Source organism: Cyanobium sp. Copco_Reservoir_LC18 (assembly GCF_009834675.1).
Lineage (GTDB): Bacteria > Cyanobacteriota > Cyanobacteriia > PCC-6307 > Cyanobiaceae > Cyanobium > Cyanobium minutissimum.
This window is the reverse complement of the sequence record NZ_ASAC01000014.1, coordinates 51,689-68,299: the sequence shown is the minus strand read 5'-3', so window position 1 is coordinate 68,299 and position 16,611 is coordinate 51,689. Positions and strand designations below refer to the sequence as shown.

Annotated in this window: 17 protein-coding genes; 11 read left to right on the top strand and 6 right to left on the bottom strand. The window is 69.1% G+C overall.

Annotation, left to right across the window (positions count from 1 at the left end; translation table 11 throughout):
• Positions 1 to 50: 50 nt before the first annotated feature.
• Positions 51 to 632, bottom strand: a complete 582-nt coding sequence (infC, locus tag L107_RS07825; protein WP_159817654.1) for a translation initiation factor IF-3 — start codon at positions 630 to 632, stop codon at positions 51 to 53.
• 20 nt (positions 633 to 652) lie between these two features.
• A complete protein-coding gene (gene miaA / locus L107_RS07820) occupies positions 653 to 1,588 on the bottom strand; it encodes a tRNA (adenosine(37)-N6)-dimethylallyltransferase MiaA (protein ID WP_159818086.1) in 936 nt (311 codons plus the stop codon).
• A 206-nt stretch (positions 1,589 to 1,794) separates the two neighbouring features.
• On the opposite strand from miaA, the gene gyrB reads away from it, so the two are divergent.
• Both gyrB and L107_RS07810 read left to right on the top strand, forming a co-directional pair.
• Positions 1,795 to 3,753, top strand: coding sequence for a DNA topoisomerase (ATP-hydrolyzing) subunit B (gyrB, locus tag L107_RS07815; RefSeq protein ID WP_159817652.1), 1,959 nt, complete (start codon positions 1,795 to 1,797; stop codon positions 3,751 to 3,753).
• 17 nt (positions 3,754 to 3,770) lie between these two features.
• Complete coding sequence (locus L107_RS07810) at positions 3,771 to 4,088, top strand: SH3 domain-containing protein (protein ID WP_159817650.1); 318 nt, start codon at positions 3,771 to 3,773, stop codon at positions 4,086 to 4,088.
• A 31-nt stretch (positions 4,089 to 4,119) separates the two neighbouring features.
• Here the strand turns inward: L107_RS07810 and L107_RS07805 are convergent, their stop codons facing one another.
• Positions 4,120 to 4,599 carry a glutathione peroxidase gene (locus tag L107_RS07805; RefSeq protein ID WP_106222012.1) on the bottom strand — a complete coding sequence of 160 codons (480 nt, stop codon included), beginning with the start codon at positions 4,597 to 4,599 and terminating at the stop codon, positions 4,120 to 4,122.
• 79 nt (positions 4,600 to 4,678) lie between these two features.
• Between L107_RS07805 and mgtE the strand changes: the two genes are divergently transcribed.
• The 3 genes from mgtE (at position 4,679) to L107_RS07790 (ending at position 8,119) form a co-directional block, all read left to right on the top strand.
• Positions 4,679 to 6,055, top strand: coding sequence for a magnesium transporter (gene mgtE / locus L107_RS07800; RefSeq protein ID WP_106222010.1), 1,377 nt, complete (start codon positions 4,679 to 4,681; stop codon positions 6,053 to 6,055).
• A gap of 182 nt (positions 6,056 to 6,237) precedes the next feature.
• Entirely contained in the window at positions 6,238 to 7,257 is a 1,020-nt protein-coding gene (locus L107_RS07795; protein ID WP_159818084.1) for an RpoD/SigA family RNA polymerase sigma factor, read from the top strand.
• A gap of 64 nt (positions 7,258 to 7,321) precedes the next feature.
• Positions 7,322 to 8,119 (top strand): putative 2OG-Fe(II) oxygenase, encoded by a 798-nt coding sequence (locus L107_RS07790; RefSeq protein WP_159818082.1) that lies wholly within the window; start codon positions 7,322 to 7,324, stop codon positions 8,117 to 8,119.
• Positions 8,120 to 8,180: 61 nt separating this feature from the next.
• On the opposite strand, the gene L107_RS07785 is transcribed toward L107_RS07790, so the two are convergent.
• Positions 8,181 to 9,197: a hypothetical protein gene (locus L107_RS07785; protein ID WP_159817648.1), complete on the bottom strand. Its 1,017-nt coding sequence runs from the start codon at positions 9,195 to 9,197 to the stop codon at positions 8,181 to 8,183.
• A gap of 380 nt (positions 9,198 to 9,577) precedes the next feature.
• Here L107_RS07785 and mutT point away from each other — a divergent pair, with 380 nt between their 5' ends.
• Positions 9,578 to 10,750 carry an 8-oxo-dGTP diphosphatase MutT gene (gene mutT, locus L107_RS07780; protein WP_159817646.1) on the top strand — a complete coding sequence of 391 codons (1,173 nt, stop codon included), beginning with the start codon at positions 9,578 to 9,580 and terminating at the stop codon, positions 10,748 to 10,750.
• On the opposite strand, the gene tsaE is transcribed toward mutT, so the two are convergent.
• The gene (gene tsaE / locus L107_RS07775) at positions 10,713 to 11,246 is read right to left on the bottom strand and encodes a tRNA (adenosine(37)-N6)-threonylcarbamoyltransferase complex ATPase subunit type 1 TsaE (protein ID WP_159817644.1); all 534 of its coding nucleotides are present in this window, start codon (positions 11,244 to 11,246) and stop codon (positions 10,713 to 10,715) included. The two genes, mutT and tsaE, sit on opposite strands and share 38 nt — an antisense overlap.
• Positions 11,247 to 11,337: 91 nt before the next feature.
• On the opposite strand from tsaE, the gene ahcY reads away from it, so the two are divergent.
• Together ahcY and L107_RS07765 are read left to right on the top strand one after the other, a co-directional pair.
• On the top strand, positions 11,338 to 12,780 hold the full coding sequence (gene ahcY, locus L107_RS07770) for an adenosylhomocysteinase (protein WP_159817642.1): 1,443 nt from the start codon (positions 11,338 to 11,340) through the stop codon (positions 12,778 to 12,780).
• 74 nt (positions 12,781 to 12,854) lie between these two features.
• Positions 12,855 to 13,511: a DedA family protein gene (locus tag L107_RS07765; RefSeq protein WP_159817640.1), complete on the top strand. Its 657-nt coding sequence runs from the start codon at positions 12,855 to 12,857 to the stop codon at positions 13,509 to 13,511.
• Between the two features lie 140 nt (positions 13,512 to 13,651).
• Here L107_RS07765 and L107_RS07760 read toward each other — a convergent pair whose 3' ends face one another.
• A complete protein-coding gene (locus tag L107_RS07760; protein ID WP_015109779.1) occupies positions 13,652 to 14,047 on the bottom strand; it encodes a single-stranded DNA-binding protein in 396 nt (131 codons plus the stop codon).
• 159 nt (positions 14,048 to 14,206) lie between these two features.
• Here L107_RS07760 and L107_RS07755 point away from each other — a divergent pair, with 159 nt between their 5' ends.
• From L107_RS07755 to L107_RS07745, 3 genes are read left to right on the top strand one after another with little or no spacing between them, the layout of a single operon-like run.
• Positions 14,207 to 15,253, top strand: a complete 1,047-nt coding sequence (locus tag L107_RS07755) for a rod shape-determining protein (RefSeq protein ID WP_043327022.1) — start codon at positions 14,207 to 14,209, stop codon at positions 15,251 to 15,253.
• A 5-nt stretch (positions 15,254 to 15,258) separates the two neighbouring features.
• Positions 15,259 to 15,999: a rod shape-determining protein MreC gene (mreC, locus tag L107_RS07750; RefSeq protein ID WP_015109777.1), complete on the top strand. Its 741-nt coding sequence runs from the start codon at positions 15,259 to 15,261 to the stop codon at positions 15,997 to 15,999.
• Positions 15,999 to 16,610: a rod shape-determining protein MreD gene (locus L107_RS07745; RefSeq protein ID WP_159817638.1), complete on the top strand. Its 612-nt coding sequence runs from the start codon at positions 15,999 to 16,001 to the stop codon at positions 16,608 to 16,610. The genes mreC and L107_RS07745 overlap by 1 nt, the downstream gene beginning before the upstream one ends.
• Position 16,611 lies beyond the last annotated feature (1 nt).

Here is a 16,611-nt window from a genome sequence, read left to right as displayed (position 1 = left end):
GGCCAGGAGCCCGGGGGATCTCGGCCCGAGGGCGGCTCAGCCGGCGCGCGTCAGCCGGCCGCGGCGGCCGCCGTCTTGCCGGCCGCCTGCTTGCGCGGGCTCAGGAACATGATCATGTTGCGGCCTTCCCGCTTGGGGGGCTGCTGGATCTCGGCGTTCTCCTCGAGGTCCTTGGCCATGCGGTAGAGCAGCTGCTCGGCCAGCGCCGTGTGCTGGATCTCGCGGCCCCGGAAGATCACCGTGCATTTCACCTTGTCGCCGGACTTGAGGAAGCGCACCGCCTGACCGATGCGCACCTGATAGTCGTGCGAATCGATCTTGTAGCGCATCTTCACTTCCTTGACTTCGGTCTGGTGCGACTTCTTCTTGGCCTCCTTGGCCTTCTTCTCCTGCTCGAACTTGTATTTGCCGTAATCCATGATCCGGCAGACCGGCGGATCGGCCTTCTCGCTCACCAGGACCAGATCCAGCTCCCGGTCGCGGGCGACCTCGAGGGCCGCCTCTCGGGTGATGACTCCCAGTTGACTGCCGTCCGCATCCACCACACGAAGGTTGGGGTAGCTGATGCGGTCGTTGATGTTGGGCAGCTCCCGCACGGGAGCACGGCGATCAAAACGGGGACGGGGAGGCATTCACAGGGGCGGTTAGGCCTTCACCTTAAACCGCCCGCGGTCGCCCCCAGAGCACGCTGGAGCACATCCGCCTCCGAGGCCGGGCCCGCGACGCCATCCGTCAGCCAGAGGGGATGGTGCTGGCGCCGGAACCAGGTGCGCTGCCGCTTGGCGTACTGCCGGGTGCGCCGCTCCGTCAGGGCGATGGCGGCCTCCGGCTCCAGTTCCCCCCGCAGCAGCCGGGCGGCTTCGCCGTAGCCGATCGTCTCCAGCAGGGGACAGTCGGCCCCGAAGCGCTCCACCAGCTGCGCGGTCTCCTCCACCAGGCCGCCGGCGTAGAGGGCGGCGGTGCGGCGGTGGATGCGCTGGGGCAGATCGGCCGGATCCAGGCCCAGCTCCAGCACCCGCCAGGGGGGAGGGGACTGGCCCTGCTGGGCCGACAGGGGCCGGCCGGTGGCATAGAGCACCTCCAGGGCCCGGCTGGTGCGCACCGCATCCGCCGCGGCAATCCGGCCGGCCGCCGCCGGATCCGCCTGGCGCAGCACCTGGTGGCAGAACGGCTGGCCCAGGGCGGCGAACTGGGCCCTCAGGGCGGGCTGGGGCGGCACCGCCGGCGGCCGCAGGCCGGCCAGCAGGGCCTTGAGGTACAGCCCGCTGCCCCCCACCAGCAGGGCCACGCCGCGGCGGCGATGCTCCGCTTCGATGGCGGCGCTGGCCAGGGCCGTGAATTCCTGCAGGGTCAGGGGCCGGTCGGGGTCGCTCAGATCCAGCAGCTCGTGGCGCACCCGGGCCCGCTGCTCGGCGCTGGGCTTGGCCGTGCCCACGTCCATGTGGCGGTACATCTGGCGGGAATCCACCGAAAGCACGGCCAGGTCGAGGGCTTCGGCCAGCTCGATCGCCAGGGCGGTCTTGCCGCTGGCCGTCGGGCCCAGCAGGGCGATCACCAGGGGCGCCACGGGTGGCCTGGGCGGGGGGATCGGGCCATCCTGCCGGAGGCGGGCCCGGAGGGCGGTTGCACCCCCGGCCCGAATCGGTGCTCAGAGGCGCCTCTGGGGCCCTCCGGGACGGCGGTGGTAGATTGACCTTTGCGCAGCGACCTTCAAGAGCCGCTACGCCCCATTGCCGCCCCATCGCCCCTGGGATCCGCCGTCCTTGTCAGCCCCCTGGGGAGCCCTTTTTCTGAATGAGCGACGCCATCAAAGTCGAAGCGGCCTACGGCGCCGAGCAGATTCAGGTGCTGGAAGGCCTGGAGCCGGTGCGCAAACGGCCCGGCATGTACATCGGCACCACCGGGCCCCGGGGTCTTCACCATCTCGTCTATGAGGTCGTCGACAACTCGGTCGACGAGGCCCTGGCGGGCCACTGCGACGAGATCCTGGTGACCCTGCACGGGGATGGCTCCGCCAGCGTCACCGACAACGGCCGCGGTATCCCCACCGACATCCATCCCCGCACCGGCCGCAGTGCCCTGGAGACGGTGCTGACCGTGCTCCACGCCGGCGGCAAGTTCGGCAGCGGCGGTTACAAGGTCTCCGGCGGTCTGCACGGCGTCGGCATCTCGGTGGTCAACGCCCTCAGCGAGTGGGTGGAGGTGACCGTCCACCGCCAGGGCCAGGTCCACCGCCAGCGGTTCGAGCGGGGCCTGCCGATCGGCACCCTCGCCTCCGAGGACGCCCCCGATGCCCACACCGGCACGTCGGTGCGCTTCCGGCCCGACATCGAGATCTTCAGCGGCGGGATCGAGTTCGACTACCACACCCTCTCGGCCCGGCTGCGGGAGCTGGCCTACCTCAACGGCGGCGTCCGCATCGTCTTCCGCGACGAACGCTTCGCCGCCGCCGGCGCCGATGGGGAGGCCCACGAGGAGATCTACCACTACGAAGGCGGCATCAAGGAGTACGTCGCCTACATGAATGCGGAGAAGGATCCGCTGCATCCCGAGATCATCTATGTCAACGCCACCAAGGACGGTGTCCAGGTGGAGGCGGCGCTGCAGTGGTGCGTCGACGCCTATTCCGACAGCATCCTGGGCTTCGCCAACAACATCCGCACCGTCGACGGCGGCACCCACATCGAGGGCCTCAAGACGGTGCTCACCCGCACCCTCAACACCTTCGCCAAGAAGCGGGGCAAGCGCAAGGACGCCGACGCCAACCTGGCCGGGGAGAACATCCGCGAAGGCCTCACGGCCGTGCTTTCGGTGAAGGTGCCGGACCCGGAGTTCGAGGGCCAGACCAAGACCAAGCTGGGCAACACCGAGGTGCGCGGCATCGTCGACACCACGGTGGGCGAGGCCCTCGGCGAATACCTGGAATTCAATCCCCAGGTGATCGACCTGATCCTCGAGAAGGCCATCCAGGCCTTCAACGCCGCCGAGGCCGCCCGCCGCGCCCGGGAACTGGTCCGGCGCAAGTCGGTGCTGGAGAGCTCCACCCTGCCCGGCAAGCTGGCCGACTGCAGCTCCCGCGACCCCAGTGAATCGGAGATCTACATCGTGGAGGGGGATTCGGCCGGTGGCTCTGCCAAACAGGGCCGCGACCGCCGCTTCCAGGCCATCCTGCCCCTGCGCGGCAAGATCCTCAACATCGAGAAGACCGACGACGCCAAGATCTACAAGAACACCGAGATCCAGGCCCTGATCACGGCTTTGGGGCTGGGCATCAAGGGGGAGGACTTCGAGGAGAAGAACCTCCGCTACCACCGCATTGTCATCATGACGGACGCGGACGTCGACGGCGCCCACATCCGCACCCTGCTGCTCACCTTCTTCTACCGCTACCAGAAGGCGCTGGTGGAAGGGGGCTACATCTACATCGCCTGCCCGCCCCTCTACAAGGTGGAGCGCGGCAAGAATCACAACTACTGCTACAACGAAAACGAGCTCAAGAAGGTGCTCGAAGGCTTCGGTGAGAAGGCCAACTACAACATCCAGCGCTTCAAGGGCCTTGGCGAGATGATGCCCAAGCAGCTCTGGGAAACCACCATGGACCCCGAGACCCGCATGATGAAGCGGGTCGAGATCGAGGATGCCCTCGAGGCCGACCGCATCTTCACGATCCTGATGGGCGACAAGGTCGCCCCCCGCAGGGAGTTCATCGAAACCCACAGCGCCGAGCTGGATTTCGCCCAGCTCGACATCTGATGCGGCCCCGTCCTGTGATGGCAGTGCCGGCCTGGCGCTGGGCCGCCCTGCTCGGGTTCGCCCTGATGGCCCCCGCCGCCCTGCCCGCCGGTGGCGGCGAGCGGCGCCTGCCGGAGGTGCGGCGGCGCGAGCGCCAGGCCGAGCCTCTGATCAGCAGCGGCAGCCTCGGGCTCCACTGCGCCCCCCGTTGCCAGGCCCCGGTGCTGGTGCGCCTCGAAACCGGCGCCCCGCTGCGGGTGCTGCGGGAATGGCTGGAGCCCGGCGGCCGCCGCTGGCTGCGGGTGGAGGCCTCCACCGCGGACGGCCGGGCCAGCCGGGGCTGGCTGCCCGGCTGATCCCGGTTCGACCGGGCCAGCTCCCGCCGGCTCAGGCCGCCAGGGCCTTCTCGATCGCGGCGGTCAGCTCGGCCCCGTCCGGCTCCACGGCGCTCTTGAAGCGGGCCACCACGGTGCCGTCCTTGCCGATCAGGAACTTCTCGAAGTTCCAGGCCACGTCGCCCGCCGGCTCCGCCTGGGTGAGGGTGTCGTAGGGGGCCGTCTTGGAGCCGGTGGCGTGCACCTTGTCGAACAGCTCGAAGCCGACGCCGAAGGTGGTGGAGCAGAACTGCTGGATCTCCTCCAGGGTGCCCGGCTCCTGGGCGCCGAAGTCGTTGCAGGGGAAGCCGAGCACGGCGAAGCCCCGGGGGCCGAAGCGGTCCTGGAGGGCCTGCAGGCCGGCGTACTGACGGGTGAAGCCGCAGCGGCTGGCCACGTTGACGATCAGCAGCACCTGGCCGGCCCACTCGCCGAGCCGGCGCTCCTGGCCGGCGGCGGTGCGCACCACCACGTCGCTCACGTTCACGGCCATGGGTTCCTGGGAAGGGGAGAACGCCGCGGACCCTAGCGGCCCAGCCCATACACTCGTACCCACCGGCATCCGAGGAGCGATGGCTGAGGCCTCCGCCGTCGCCGAGGTGGTGGCCCGCCAGCTGGAGGGGCTGCTGCAGGCAGGGAACTACGACGGCGCCAAGCTGCTGCTGCAACCCGTGCAGCCGGTGGATTCCGCCGAGGCGATCGGCACCCTGCCGCGCACGCTCCAGGCCCTCGCCTTCCGGCTGCTGCCCAAGAACGAGGCCATCGAGGTCTACGAGTACCTCGATGGCTCGGTGCAGCAGAGCCTGCTGGAGCGGCTGCGCTCCGGCGAGGTGCTGGAGCTGGTGGAGGAGATGTCCCCGGACGACCGGGTGCGGCTCTTCGACGAACTGCCGGCCAAGGTGGTCCGGCGGCTGCTGGCGGAGCTGAGCCCGGCGGAGCGGCGGGTCACCGCCCAGATGCTCGGCTACGAGGCCGAGACCGCCGGTCGCCTGATGACCACCGAGTTCATCGACCTCAAGGAATTCCACAGCGCCCAGCAGGCCCTCGACATCGTGCGTCGCCGGGCCCGGGACACCGAGACCATCTACAGCCTCTACGTGACCGATGCCTCCCGGCATCTCAGCGGCATGCTGTCGCTGCGGGATCTGGTGACGGCCGACCCGGAGGACCGCCTCGGCGATGTGATGACCCGGGAGGTGATGAGCGTCAGCACCGACACCGACCAGGAGGAGGTGGCGCGGGTGATCCAGCGCTACGACTTCCTGGCCGTGCCGGTGGTGGACCGGGAGCAGCGGCTGGTGGGGATCGTCACCGTCGACGACGTCATCGACGTCATCCAGCAGGAGGCCACCCGCGACCTGTATGCGGCCGGCGCCGTGCAGGCGGGTGACGAGGACGACTATTTCCGCAGCAACCTGTTCACCGTGGCGCGACGCCGGGTGGTGTGGCTGCTGGTGCTGCTGGTGGCCAACACCGGCACCTCGGCGGTGATCGCCTCCGAGCAGCATGTGCTGAAACAGGTTGTGCTGCTGGCGGCCTTCATTCCGCTGCTGATCGGCACCGGGGGCAACGTGGGTGCCCAGAGCTCCACCGTGGTCATCCGGGGTCTGAGCACCCAGCGGCTTCAGTCACTCGGTCCGTGGCGCACGATCGGCCGGGAACTGGTGGCCGGGGCGCTGCTGGGTGGTCTGCTGGCGGTGGTGGTGGTGCCCTGGGCCTGGACCATGGGGGGCAGTGCGCTGGTGGCCGCCTCGGCTGGCATCAGCCTGGTGGCCATCACCACCCTGGCCGCCACCGCCGGTGCGGCCCTGCCCCTGCTGTTCGACCGCCTCGGCCTGGATCCGGCCCTGATGTCGGCCCCCTTCATCACCACGGCCACCGACGTGGCGGGCGTGTTCATCTACCTCAGGACCGCCCAGCTGCTGCTGCCCCGGCTCGGCGGCGGCTGATCCGGGCCTGCGCTGGGGGGCCGCGACGCCCCATGGGCCCCATCGGGAACGGGCTTCTGGGCCCCTGCCGTTTCTGAGAGGAGTTCACACTTCGTGATGTTACGCTTTACAGACAGTTATGGATCGGATCCATGGTCGTCGCCCTCGCCTTCGCCCAGCCCTCGACGTCCGACACGGTCCAGATGGCCGAGGCGCTCCAGGTGTCCGACACGGTCCAGACCGTGGTCCGCGCCTCGCCCGGCCGCTCCATGCCGCCGGTGGACGGCGATCTGGTCCGTTCCTACCTGCGGGACATCGGCCGCGTGCCGCTGCTCAGCCATGAGCAGGAGATCACCCTGGGCCGCCAGGTCCAGGAGCTGATGGCCCTCGAGGAGCTGCGCGAGGAGCTGAAGATGCGCGCCGGCGGCTCCGACCCCAGTCAGCAGGAACTGGCGGCGGCGGCGGGCCTGCGGCCGGAGGTGCTGCGCAAGCGCCTGCACGCCGGCCGCCGCGCCAAGGAGCGGATGGTGGCCGCCAACCTGCGCCTGGTGGTGAGCGTCGCCAAGAAGTACACCAAGCGGAACATGGAGCTGCTCGACCTGATCCAGGAGGGCACCATCGGCCTGGTGCGGGGCGTCGAGAAGTTCGATCCCACCCGCGGCTACAAGTTCTCCACCTACGCCTACTGGTGGATCCGCCAGGGCATCACCCGGGCGATCGCCGAGAAGAGCCGCACCATCCGGCTGCCGATCCACATCACCGAAACCCTCAACAAGCTCAAGAAGGGCCAGCGGGAGCTCAGCCAGGAGCTGGGCCGCACCCCCACCCTGAGCGAACTGGCCGTGGCGGTGGAACTGCCCGAGCAGGAGGTCAAGGACCTGCTCTGCCGCGCCCGCCAGCCGGTGAGCCTGGAGACGAAGGTGGGCGACGGCGAGGACACCGAACTGCTGGATCTGCTGGCCGGCGACGACCTGCTGCCCGCCGACCTGGTGGACGGCGAATGCCTCAAGGGGGACCTGCGGGCGCTGCTGGAGCAGCTGCCGGAACTGCAGGGCCGGGTGCTGAAGATGCGCTATGGCATCGACGGCGAGGAGCCGATGAGCCTCACCGGGATCGGCCGCATCCTGGGCATCAGCCGCGACCGGGTGCGCAACCTGGAGCGCGACGGGCTGGCGGGTCTGCGCCGCCTCAGCGATGCCGTCGAGGCCTACGTGGCCATCTGAGGCCCTCCCGGCGCACCGTTTGCGAGGCTTGGAACCGCCCGCACCTCCCCCTCCCATGGCCGGCATGCCCCCCGCAGCCTCGGAGGACCCGACGATGGAGGTGATCAGCCTCTTCCCCCGCTACCTGCTCCAGGGCCAGCTGGGTCCGACCCAGCTGGCCGACCTGCAGGCCATGGCCCGGGCGGTGCTGGCGGCCCCCGAGCGGAGTCCCGATGCCTCGGTGAAGCTGGCCGGCCAGCTCACCCAGCAGCGGGAGCTCGGCCCCGACCACCCCGCCGCCGCCGAACTCTGCCGCTCGGTGATCCTGCCGGCCTGCGAGCGCTGGATCCGCCACGTGATCGACCAGCAGCCTCCCCAGGGGCGGGGCCCCTGGACGCCGGGCCGCTACGGCCTGCAGATGATCGACCTGTGGCTCAACGCCCAGCGCGCCGGCGACTACAACCCCACCCACACCCACGGCGGCAGCTTCTCCGGTGTGCTGTTCCTGCAGGTGCCGCCCCAGATCCGGGCCGACAGCTTCGACGGCCAGCTCTGTTTCCACGGCCCGGAGGAATGGCACATCCAGAGCTTCCGCACCGGCATGGCCCACTACGTGCTGCCGGTGCCCGGCGATTTCTATGTGTTCCCGGCCTGGCAGCCCCACTCGGTGCCCCCCTTCCGGGGGGAGGGGGAACGCTGGTCGATCGCCTTCAACGTGGTGGCCGTGCCCCAGCCGCCACCCAAGTCAATCCCTCGCACACCTCAGAAAGAGGGCGAAGTTTTGTCTGGAGGGCTGCCAACCCATCCTGCTCCCGATGCAGAGAACCAAGCCGGCAATGTGTCGCTTTCCATGAATCGCCGTCGTCCTGGAGGATTTCGCTGATCGGGAGGGGAGGCGAACCAAGGAATGCGGGGATTGGACAAACTCCCAGGCTCTAGCTGCATCAGCAGGATTGCTTGCTGTTGCCTCGGCGCCGCCAGAAGCGCAGAAGCCAATGGCGGAAACGGCGGTAGGGAGCTGTAGCTCTCCAGATGCGGCTGCCTAGCAGTCGGTCACGTTCCTGTGCCTTTTGGGACAGGTCATCGAACAGCTTGAACCGGGCGAAGGAGGCCGACGGTGGCATCGGGTCTATGTCTTCTCCATGCGGTCGGCAGAAGCCGGAGCTGGCGGCCTGTCCCTTGAGGGCTCGATCGATGCAGCGCCAGTAGTCGTCAGCCGTGGAAGCCGGCTCGCCCCACACCTCCAAGGCGCCGGCTTCCTGGAGACGGCGGAATAACTCCATCGAGGACTCTTCCACGAAGGGAGTGATCACCTCATCCTCAATTCGAAGCTCGAGACCAGATGGGTGGATGTCGTTGGTGCGATTCAGATGCACTGGAGGAGAGTCGGGATCACCGATTCCGGTTAGGCTTCGGACCATGCTTGCCATCGTGGATGCCGTGGCGCAGTGGATTCCATGGCTCGCGATGGAGTTCAACATCTCTTCGCAGGTCTTTGGCCGACCAGGCAGGCAGAGCCAAGGGGAGAAGCCCAGGGGGCAATGATGAGCGGCTTCATGGTTGAGGATCGCCCGGAACAATCCCGGATCCGAGGCGTCTGCACGATGCATGAACTCGGCCGATGTGAGACCCAGCGCAGAAGGTAACCCCCCGCTGATGACAGAATCTGGGTAGCTTAGAGTCAGCATGATCCGGTACCCCAGCATGCTACGTACCTGTTCGTGAGGGTGGCGAAGCAAGGTGAAGCCAATATCGCGTTCATCCCTTGCGAGGAAAATCAATTCCAGCAGTCGAATGTGTGTGCAAGGCAGGAGCCATCGAAGTGCTCTCCGCGCTAGGAGTGCATTCGATGCGGTGATGTAATGGGGGATGAAGTCATCGTTCTCGCCCAGGGCAACACCATGCATCCCCATCAGCATTAGGGCTTGGGGCGCGTGGTCTCGATGGGTGGGGACCGCCAAGGTTTCCCTGCTGGAGCACAGCAGCGAATTGAAGGACGTTCCCCCTGTCTTCGGGATGTGAAGGAATAGCAGGCGTCGCAGCTCCGGATGGGCATCGCCAAGCCGAAAAGGGAGTGCTGCGAAGTCGAGTGGATCAGTCAGCCGCCCATGCCAACTCGCGGTATTCAGTGGTGATCGATCGTTATTCGTCAGGGCCTCATGCCGACCAAATGGGGTAAGCCGCATAAAGCATAACCAAGGCTTAATCTCCCCATGGTAAGCGCGTTTAATAAAATCATCTCTGTCCGGGTGGCCTCGGTGAACGAGGCACGTGCCTCGATGCCTTTCGACGCCCGATGAATGACGCGGTTCCCGTTCCCACCCACCCTCGAGCGGCTCGAATGGCTTCGCTGGAGTCGCTTGGAGACGGCGTTGAGGGATCCCAGGATCGGTTGGCGGCCCTGCGCCAAGGCCTACTGCACTGGTGGGAGTCCAACGGCCGCCACCACATCCCCTGGAAGCTGCACCCCGACGGCTCCCGGCCGGGGCCGGGGCAGCCCCTGCCCGCCTACGGGATCTGGGTGGCCGAGGTGATGCTGCAGCAGACCCAGCTGGCGGTGGTGCTGCCCTACTGGCACCGCTGGATGGCGGCGTTCCCCGCCCTCGGCGCCCTCGCCGCCGCCAGCGAGCACGACGTGCTGATGCTCTGGCAGGGCCTGGGCTACTACGCCCGGGCCCGGCGGCTGCACGCGGGGGCCCGGCAGCTCGTCGCGGCCCCCCCATCACCTGTGGGCATGCGTGATCCCTGGCCGCGCACGCTCGAGGGCTGGATGGCCCTGCCGGGCATCGGCCGCAGCACCGCCGGCAGCATCCTCTCCTCCGCCTTCGATCGGCCCTTCGCGATCCTCGACGGCAACGTCCAGCGGGTGCTGGCCCGGCTGGTGGCCCACCCGGTCGCGCCGAAGCGGCAGCAGTCCCACTTCTGGCGGCTCAGCGAAACCCTGCTCGACCCCCACCGGCCCCGTGCCTTCAACCAGGCCCTGATGGACCTGGGCGCCGGTGTCTGCACCCCCCGCCAGCCCGCCTGCGGCGCCTGCCCGTGGCAGCCGCACTGCGCTGCCTACGCTGCCGGCGACCCCGGCCGCTTCCCCGTGAAGGACACCCCCCCGCCCGTGCCGTTCCAGGTGATCGGGGTGGGGGTGGTGTCGGACGCTGCGGGCCGGGTGCTGATCGACCAGCGGCTCCCGGAGGGCCTGCTGGGGGGCCTGTGGGAGTTTCCGGGGGGGAAGCAGGAACCGGGCGAGGCGATCGAGGCGACCATCCGGCGCGAGCTGCGCGAGGAGCTGGCCATCGAGGTGACGGTGGGGGAGGAGCTGATCACCCTCGAGCACGCCTACAGCCACAAGCGGCTGCGCTTCGTGGTGCATCTCTGCCGCTGGCGCTCGGGGGAACCGCAGCCGCTGGCCTCCCAGCAGGTGCGCTGGGTGGCGCCCCAGGAGCTCCCGTCCTATCCGTTCCCGGCCGCCAACGCCCGCATCATCGCGGCGCTGCAGGCGCGGCTGGCGGCGGGGTGACCCCTGGCGGCGTGAAGCCTGGCGGGGTGATCCGGGCCACGCGACCCTCGCCATCCTCCCGGTGGCTCAGCGCCACCTCCCAGGCCCCTTCCGGCCGGAAGCTGAGCCGCTCGGGCCACTCCACCGCCAGCACGGCGCCGAGGCCGCGGGCGTCCTCCTCCTCCTGGGCAAACAGTTCATCGGCCGCGGCGCCCGGCTCGAGCCGGTAGAGATCCAGGTGCACCAGGGCCGTGGTGCCCGCGTCGGAGCCGGCATCGGTGTCGTAGTGCTGGGCCAGGGCGAAGGTGGGGCTGGTGACCGGCTCGCTGATGCCCAGGGCGGCGGCCAGCCCCTGCACCAGGGACGTCTTGCCGGTCCCGAGCTCCCCCCGCAGCAGCAGCAGGGCGCCGTCAGCGGCACCGGCCGCGAGCAGCTGCGACGCCAGCCGCCGCCCCAGGGCGTCGGTGGCGGCGGGGTCCGCCAGATGGCACACCTCGATCGCGTCCGTGGATTCCATCGATGTAGATTGCCCTCCAGCGAGCCCGAAGCCTCGGCGTCTCTGCAGATATTTCCACTTCTTCGTCCTCCCTTCGGGGAGCTTTCCATGCATGGTGGCAACACCTTCCAGCCCTGAGGCTGCCTTCGCTGGCCTTCAGGCGACGTCGTCCTATGTGATCGCCGATCTCGGCCTGGCCGACTGGGGCCGCAAGGAACTGGCGATCGCCGAAACCGAGATGCCCGGCCTTATGGCCCTGCGCGAGAAGTTCGGTGCCGAGCAGCCCCTGAAGGGTGCCCGGATCGCCGGCAGCCTGCACATGACGATCCAGACCGCCGTTCTGATCGAGACCCTGGTGGCCCTCGGCGCCGAGGTGCGCTGGGCCTCCTGCAACATCTTCTCCACCCAGGACCACGCCGCCGCCGCCATCGCCGCCGCCGGCATCCCGGTGTTTGCCTACAAGGGCGAAACGCTGGATGAGTACTGGGCCTTCACCCACCGCATCCTCGAGTGGGGCGATGGCGGCACCCCCAACATGATCCTCGACGACGGGGGCGATGCCACCGGCCTCGTGGTGCTCGGCAGCAAGGCCGAGAAGGATCTCTCGGTGCTCGACAACCCCTCCAGCGAGGAGGAGGTGGCGCTGTTCAACTCCATCCGCCAGCGGCTGGCGGTGCAGCCCGGCTTCTACTCCCGCATCTACGCCAACATCCAGGGCGTCACCGAGGAGACCACCACCGGTGTGGCCCGTCTGTACCAGATGCAGAAGAGCGGTGAGCTGCCGTTCCCGGCCATCAACGTCAACGACTCGGTCACCAAGAGCAAGTTCGACAACCTCTATGGCTGCCGCGAGTCGCTGGTCGACAGCATCAAGCGCGCCACCGATGTGATGGTGGCCGGCAAGGTGGCCCTGGTGCTCGGCTACGGCGATGTGGGCAAGGGTTCGGCCCAGTCCCTGCGTGGGCTCGGCGCCACGGTGATGATCGCCGAGATCGATCCGATCTGCGCCCTGCAGGCCGCCATGGAGGGCTATCGCGTCGTGCGTCTCGAGGACGTGGTGGCGGATGTGGACATCTTCGTGACCGCCACCGGCAACTACCAGGTGATCCGCCACGAGCACCTGCTCGCCATGAAGAACCAGGCGATCGTGTGCAACATCGGCCATTTCGATAATGAGATCGATGTGGCGTCGCTCAAGCAGTACACCTGGGAGAACATCAAGCCCCAGGTGGACCACGTGATCCTGCCCAGCGGCAATCGGATCATCCTGCTGGCCGAGGGTCGGCTGGTGAACCTGGGCTGCGGCACCGGCCACCCCAGCTTCGTGATGAGCAACTCCTTCACCAACCAGGTGCTGGCCCAGATCGAGCTGTTCACCAAGGGTGACCAGTACGCCAAGGAGGTCTACGTGCTGCCCAAGCACCTCGACGAGATGGTGGCCCGTCTCCACCTCGACCGGATCGGCGCCAGGCTCACCGAGCTCACCCCCGAGCAGGCGGCCTACATCGCCGTGCCCGTGGAAGGCCCCTACAAGCTCGACCACTACCGCTACTGAGCGGCGACGGCCCGGCGCTGCTGGCAGCGTCCGGGCCGTCGTGGAAGACTGGCGCCTCTGATCCGGCTGGCACGATGGCGATCGAACTGGTCCAGAAGCTGCCCGAGATGATCGGTGCGGCCGTGGAGGCCAACCCGGCGGCCGGGTATGGCGCGATCTTCGCGGCCATGTTCCTGGAGAACCTGTTCCCCCCGATTCCCTCCGAGCTGATCATGCCGCTCGGGGGGTTTTTCGTGCAGCAGGGCAAGCTCTCCCTGGTGCCGGTGGTGCTGGCGGGCCTGCTGGGCACCGTGCTCGGCGCCCTCCCCTGGTACGGCATCGGCCGGCTGGTGAACGAGGAGCGCATCGAGCACTGGCTCGGACGCCACGGCCGCTGGATCGGCATCAGCCCTCAGGAGCTGCACCGCAGCCGCCGCTGGTTCAGCCGCCACGGCACGGCGCTGGTGTTCTGGGGACGGCTGGTGCCCGGCATCCGCACCCTGATCTCAGTGCCCGCCGGCATCGAGATGATGCCGCTGACGCCCTTCCTGATCTGGACCACCGCCGGCAGCCTGATCTGGACCCTGCTGCTGACCCTGGCGGGGCTGGCGCTGGGGGAGAGCTACACGAACGTGGAGCTCTGGATCGAACCGGCCGCCCGGGTGATCAAGGTGCTGCTGGTGCTGGCGGTGCTCGCGGGGGCCGTGTGGCTGGGGCTGCGGATCTGGAAGCAGAACCGCCAGCGGCCCTGATCCAGGGCTTGCGGGGACTCCGACCCGGCCCCAGAGAGTAAAAAAGGCGCCCCGGGGGGCGCCTTCTCTGGCTTCGGACGCTTGATAACCCGGCTGGGCCACTGGCACAAGCCCCCGGGCCGACACCTGGGTCGAAAGGCTCAGAAGGGCACTTCTTCCTCGCTGGGCTCACCGCCACCGAAGCCGCCACCGAAGCTGCCGCCGCCGCCGCTCTCCGCGTCCCGCTTGCTGCCGAGCAGCTCCAGCCGATCGACGCGGATCACCGGCTTGCTGCGCTCCTCACCACTGGCCCTGTCCGTCCAGCGGTCGAGCTTGAAGGAGCCGATGATGCCGATCAGGGCACCCTTGCGGACGTAGTCGGCGGCCACCTGGGCCTGCTTGCCCCAGATCTCCAGGTTGAACCAGTCGGGCTCGTCGTCGCGGCTGCGGCGGTTCACCGCCAGGGTGAGGTTGGCGACCATGCTGCCGGATTCGAAGTAGCGGACCTCCGGGTCGCGGCCGGCCCGGCCGACGAGGGTGATGGAATTGACGCCCATGGCGTGCTCCTGGAACGAATGGATCAATGATGCGGCACCCCGATCGGGGGCCTCCCCCTTTCCGTTCCACCCTTCGTCCCGGTTGTCACACCCGCCGGTTCCCCGGGGGGGCTCCGGAAATGCCCCACCTATGATTGACCGCTGCCAGAGGCCTTGCCCGTGTTTTTCCGCCGTTTCCAGTTCTCCCGCGACATCGGCATCGACCTGGGGACGGCCAACACGCTGATGTACGTCTCGGGCAAGGGGATCGTGCTGCAGGAGCCGTCGGTGGTGGCCATCGACCTGGAGCGGGGCACCCCCCTGGCGGTGGGCGAGGAGGCCAAGCTGATGCTCGGCCGCACCCCCGGCAACATCCGGGCGATCCGGCCCCTGCGCGACGGCGTCATCGCCGACTTCGACGCCGCCGAGCAGATGATCAAGAGCTTCATCCAGAAGGGCAATGAAGGCCGGGGCGTGATCGCTCCGCGGCTGGTGATCGGCATCCCCAGCGGCGTCACCGGCGTCGAGCGCCGGGCCGTGCACCAGGCCGGCCTGGCCGGGGCCCGGCAGGTGCACCTGATCGATGAGCCGGTGGCGGCCGCCATCGGCGCCGGTCTGCCGGTCACCGATCCGGTGGGCACGATGATCGTCGACATCGGCGGCGGCACCACCGAGGTGGCCGTGCTCAGCCTGGGCGGCACCGTGCTGAGCGAGTCGGTGCGGGTGGCCGGCGACGAGCTCAGCGACGCCATCAGTGTGTACCTCAAGAAGGTCCACAACCTGGTGGTGGGCGAGCGCACCGCCGAGGACATCAAGATCCGCATCGGCTCCGCCTTCCCCGACGACGGCCACGACGAGACCTCCATGGACGTGCGGGGTCTGCACCTGCTCTCCGGCCTGCCGCGCACGATCAACATCCGGGCCGGCGACATCCGCGAGGCCATGGCCGAACCGCTCAACGTGATCGTCGAGGCGGTCAAGCGCACCCTGGAGCGCACCCCTCCCGAGCTGGCGGCCGACATCGTCGACCGGGGGATCATGCTCGCCGGCGGCGGTGCCCTTGTGCGGGGCATCTGCGACCTGATCAGCCACGAGACCGGCATCCTCACCCATGTGGCCGAAGACCCCCTGCTCTGCGTGGTCAACGGCTGCGGCATGGTCCTGGAGGACTACAGCCGGCTGGAGCGCGTGCTCGACACCCCCGAATTCGCCCGTCAGACGGCCTGAGTCCGATGCCGGCATGGCGCTGGCTCCGCTTCGTCGACGGCTCCTCCCTGCGACGCCTCCTGCCCTGGCTGCTGGTGCTGCTGGCGCTCGTGGCCGTGCGTCTGAGCAAGGGGGCCATGCTCACCGACGCCTACGCCTTCCTCAGCCGGCCCTTCTGGCCGGGGACCGCCCAGGCCGAATGGCTGCGCTCGGCCCGCCGGGTGGAGGACGGCGCCCGGCTGGCCCAGCTGGAGCGGGACAACCAGCGGCTGCGCTCGCTCCTGGAGCTGCAGCAGAAGAATCCCAACCGGGTGACGGCGCCGGTGATCTCCCGGGAGGGATCCGGCTGGTGGCGCCAGCTGCTGCTCGGCCAGGGGGCCCTCAGCGGCATCCGGGCCGGCCAGGCGGTGCTCGGCCCCGGCGGCCTGGTCGGTCTGGTGGGGAGCGTCACCCCCAGCACCGCCACCGTCACCCTGCTCACCGACCCCAGCAGCCGGGTCGGGGTCTGGGTGGGGCGCACCCAGCACCACGGCCTGCTCACCGGCATCGGCACCGCCCGGCCCCTGCTGCGCTTTCTGGAGAAGGATCCCCAGGCCCGCCCCGGTGACGTGGTGGTGACCTCCCCGGCCAGCACCCTGGTGCCCCCCAACCTGCCGGTGGGCGTGATCCAGACCATGGACGCCAATGCCGATCCGGCGCCGGAGGCGGTGGTGCAGCTGATCGCGCCGGTGTCGGCCCTCGACTGGGTGCAGGTGCAGGTGCGCTGATGGACCTGCTCACCCGGCAGCCCCTGCTCGCCGCCACGGTCCTGCTGGTGCCGCTGCTGGCCCTGGCCTCGCCGGGCTGGCTGGCCCTCGACGGCGTCGGTCCCTGCTGGGCGGTGCTGTGGCTGCTGCCCTGGGCGCTCAGCGACGGGCCCTTCTCGGGGGCCTGCGCCGGCCTGGCCCTGGGCCTGCTGCTGGATGCCCTCCATCCCGGCGGTGTCACCCAGATTCCCGCCCTGCTGCTGCTGGGCTGGTGGTGGGGGCGGATGGGACGGCGGGCGGCGCCGATCCAGCGCAGCTTCAGCCTCGGCCTGCTCGCCCTGATCGGCACGGCCGTGCTGGGCCTCACCCTGATGCTGCAGTGGGGCGTCCTCGACTGGGTCGGCACCCGGGACGTGCTCCAGCAGGCGGGACCGCTGGCCAGCCGCAGCGCCCGGGAGCAGGGGGTGAATCCGGCCCTGCTGGCCCTGCCGGGCTGGCGCTGGGATGATCTGGCGGGATCCGGCCTGCGGGTTCTGCTTGCCCAGACCCTGATCACGGCCCTGCTCGCACCGATGCTCTGCTCCCTGCAACTGCTGCTCTGGCGGCAACTGGGCTCCGGCTGGCGCCGCTAGG

What these genes read in the sequence shown, in the direction of transcription:
- L107_RS07745 (WP_159817638.1), top strand. Translation starts at nt 15,999, where the DNA reads ATGGACCTGCTCACCCGGCAGCCCCTGCTCGCCGCCACGGTCCTGCTG.
- L107_RS07765 (WP_159817640.1), top strand. Translation starts at nt 12,855, where the DNA reads ATGGCGATCGAACTGGTCCAGAAGCTGCCCGAGATGATCGGTGCGGCC.
- L107_RS07790 (WP_159818082.1), top strand. Translation starts at nt 7,322, where the DNA reads ATGCCCCCCGCAGCCTCGGAGGACCCGACGATGGAGGTGATCAGCCTC.
- tsaE (WP_159817644.1), bottom strand. Translation starts at nt 11,246, where the DNA reads ATGGAATCCACGGACGCGATCGAGGTGTGCCATCTGGCGGACCCCGCC.
- infC (WP_159817654.1), bottom strand. Translation starts at nt 632, where the DNA reads ATGCCTCCCCGTCCCCGTTTTGATCGCCGTGCTCCCGTGCGGGAGCTG.
- L107_RS07760 (WP_015109779.1), bottom strand. Translation starts at nt 14,047, where the DNA reads ATGGGCGTCAATTCCATCACCCTCGTCGGCCGGGCCGGCCGCGACCCG.
- mutT (WP_159817646.1), top strand. Translation starts at nt 9,578, where the DNA reads ATGGCTTCGCTGGAGTCGCTTGGAGACGGCGTTGAGGGATCCCAGGAT.
- gyrB (WP_159817652.1), top strand. Translation starts at nt 1,795, where the DNA reads ATGAGCGACGCCATCAAAGTCGAAGCGGCCTACGGCGCCGAGCAGATT.
- L107_RS07805 (WP_106222012.1), bottom strand. Translation starts at nt 4,599, where the DNA reads ATGGCCGTGAACGTGAGCGACGTGGTGGTGCGCACCGCCGCCGGCCAG.
- mreC (WP_015109777.1), top strand. Translation starts at nt 15,259, where the DNA reads ATGCCGGCATGGCGCTGGCTCCGCTTCGTCGACGGCTCCTCCCTGCGA.
- L107_RS07795 (WP_159818084.1), top strand. Translation starts at nt 6,238, where the DNA reads ATGGCCGAGGCGCTCCAGGTGTCCGACACGGTCCAGACCGTGGTCCGC.
- ahcY (WP_159817642.1), top strand. Translation starts at nt 11,338, where the DNA reads ATGGTGGCAACACCTTCCAGCCCTGAGGCTGCCTTCGCTGGCCTTCAG.
- L107_RS07810 (WP_159817650.1), top strand. Translation starts at nt 3,771, where the DNA reads ATGGCAGTGCCGGCCTGGCGCTGGGCCGCCCTGCTCGGGTTCGCCCTG.
- mgtE (WP_106222010.1), top strand. Translation starts at nt 4,679, where the DNA reads ATGGCTGAGGCCTCCGCCGTCGCCGAGGTGGTGGCCCGCCAGCTGGAG.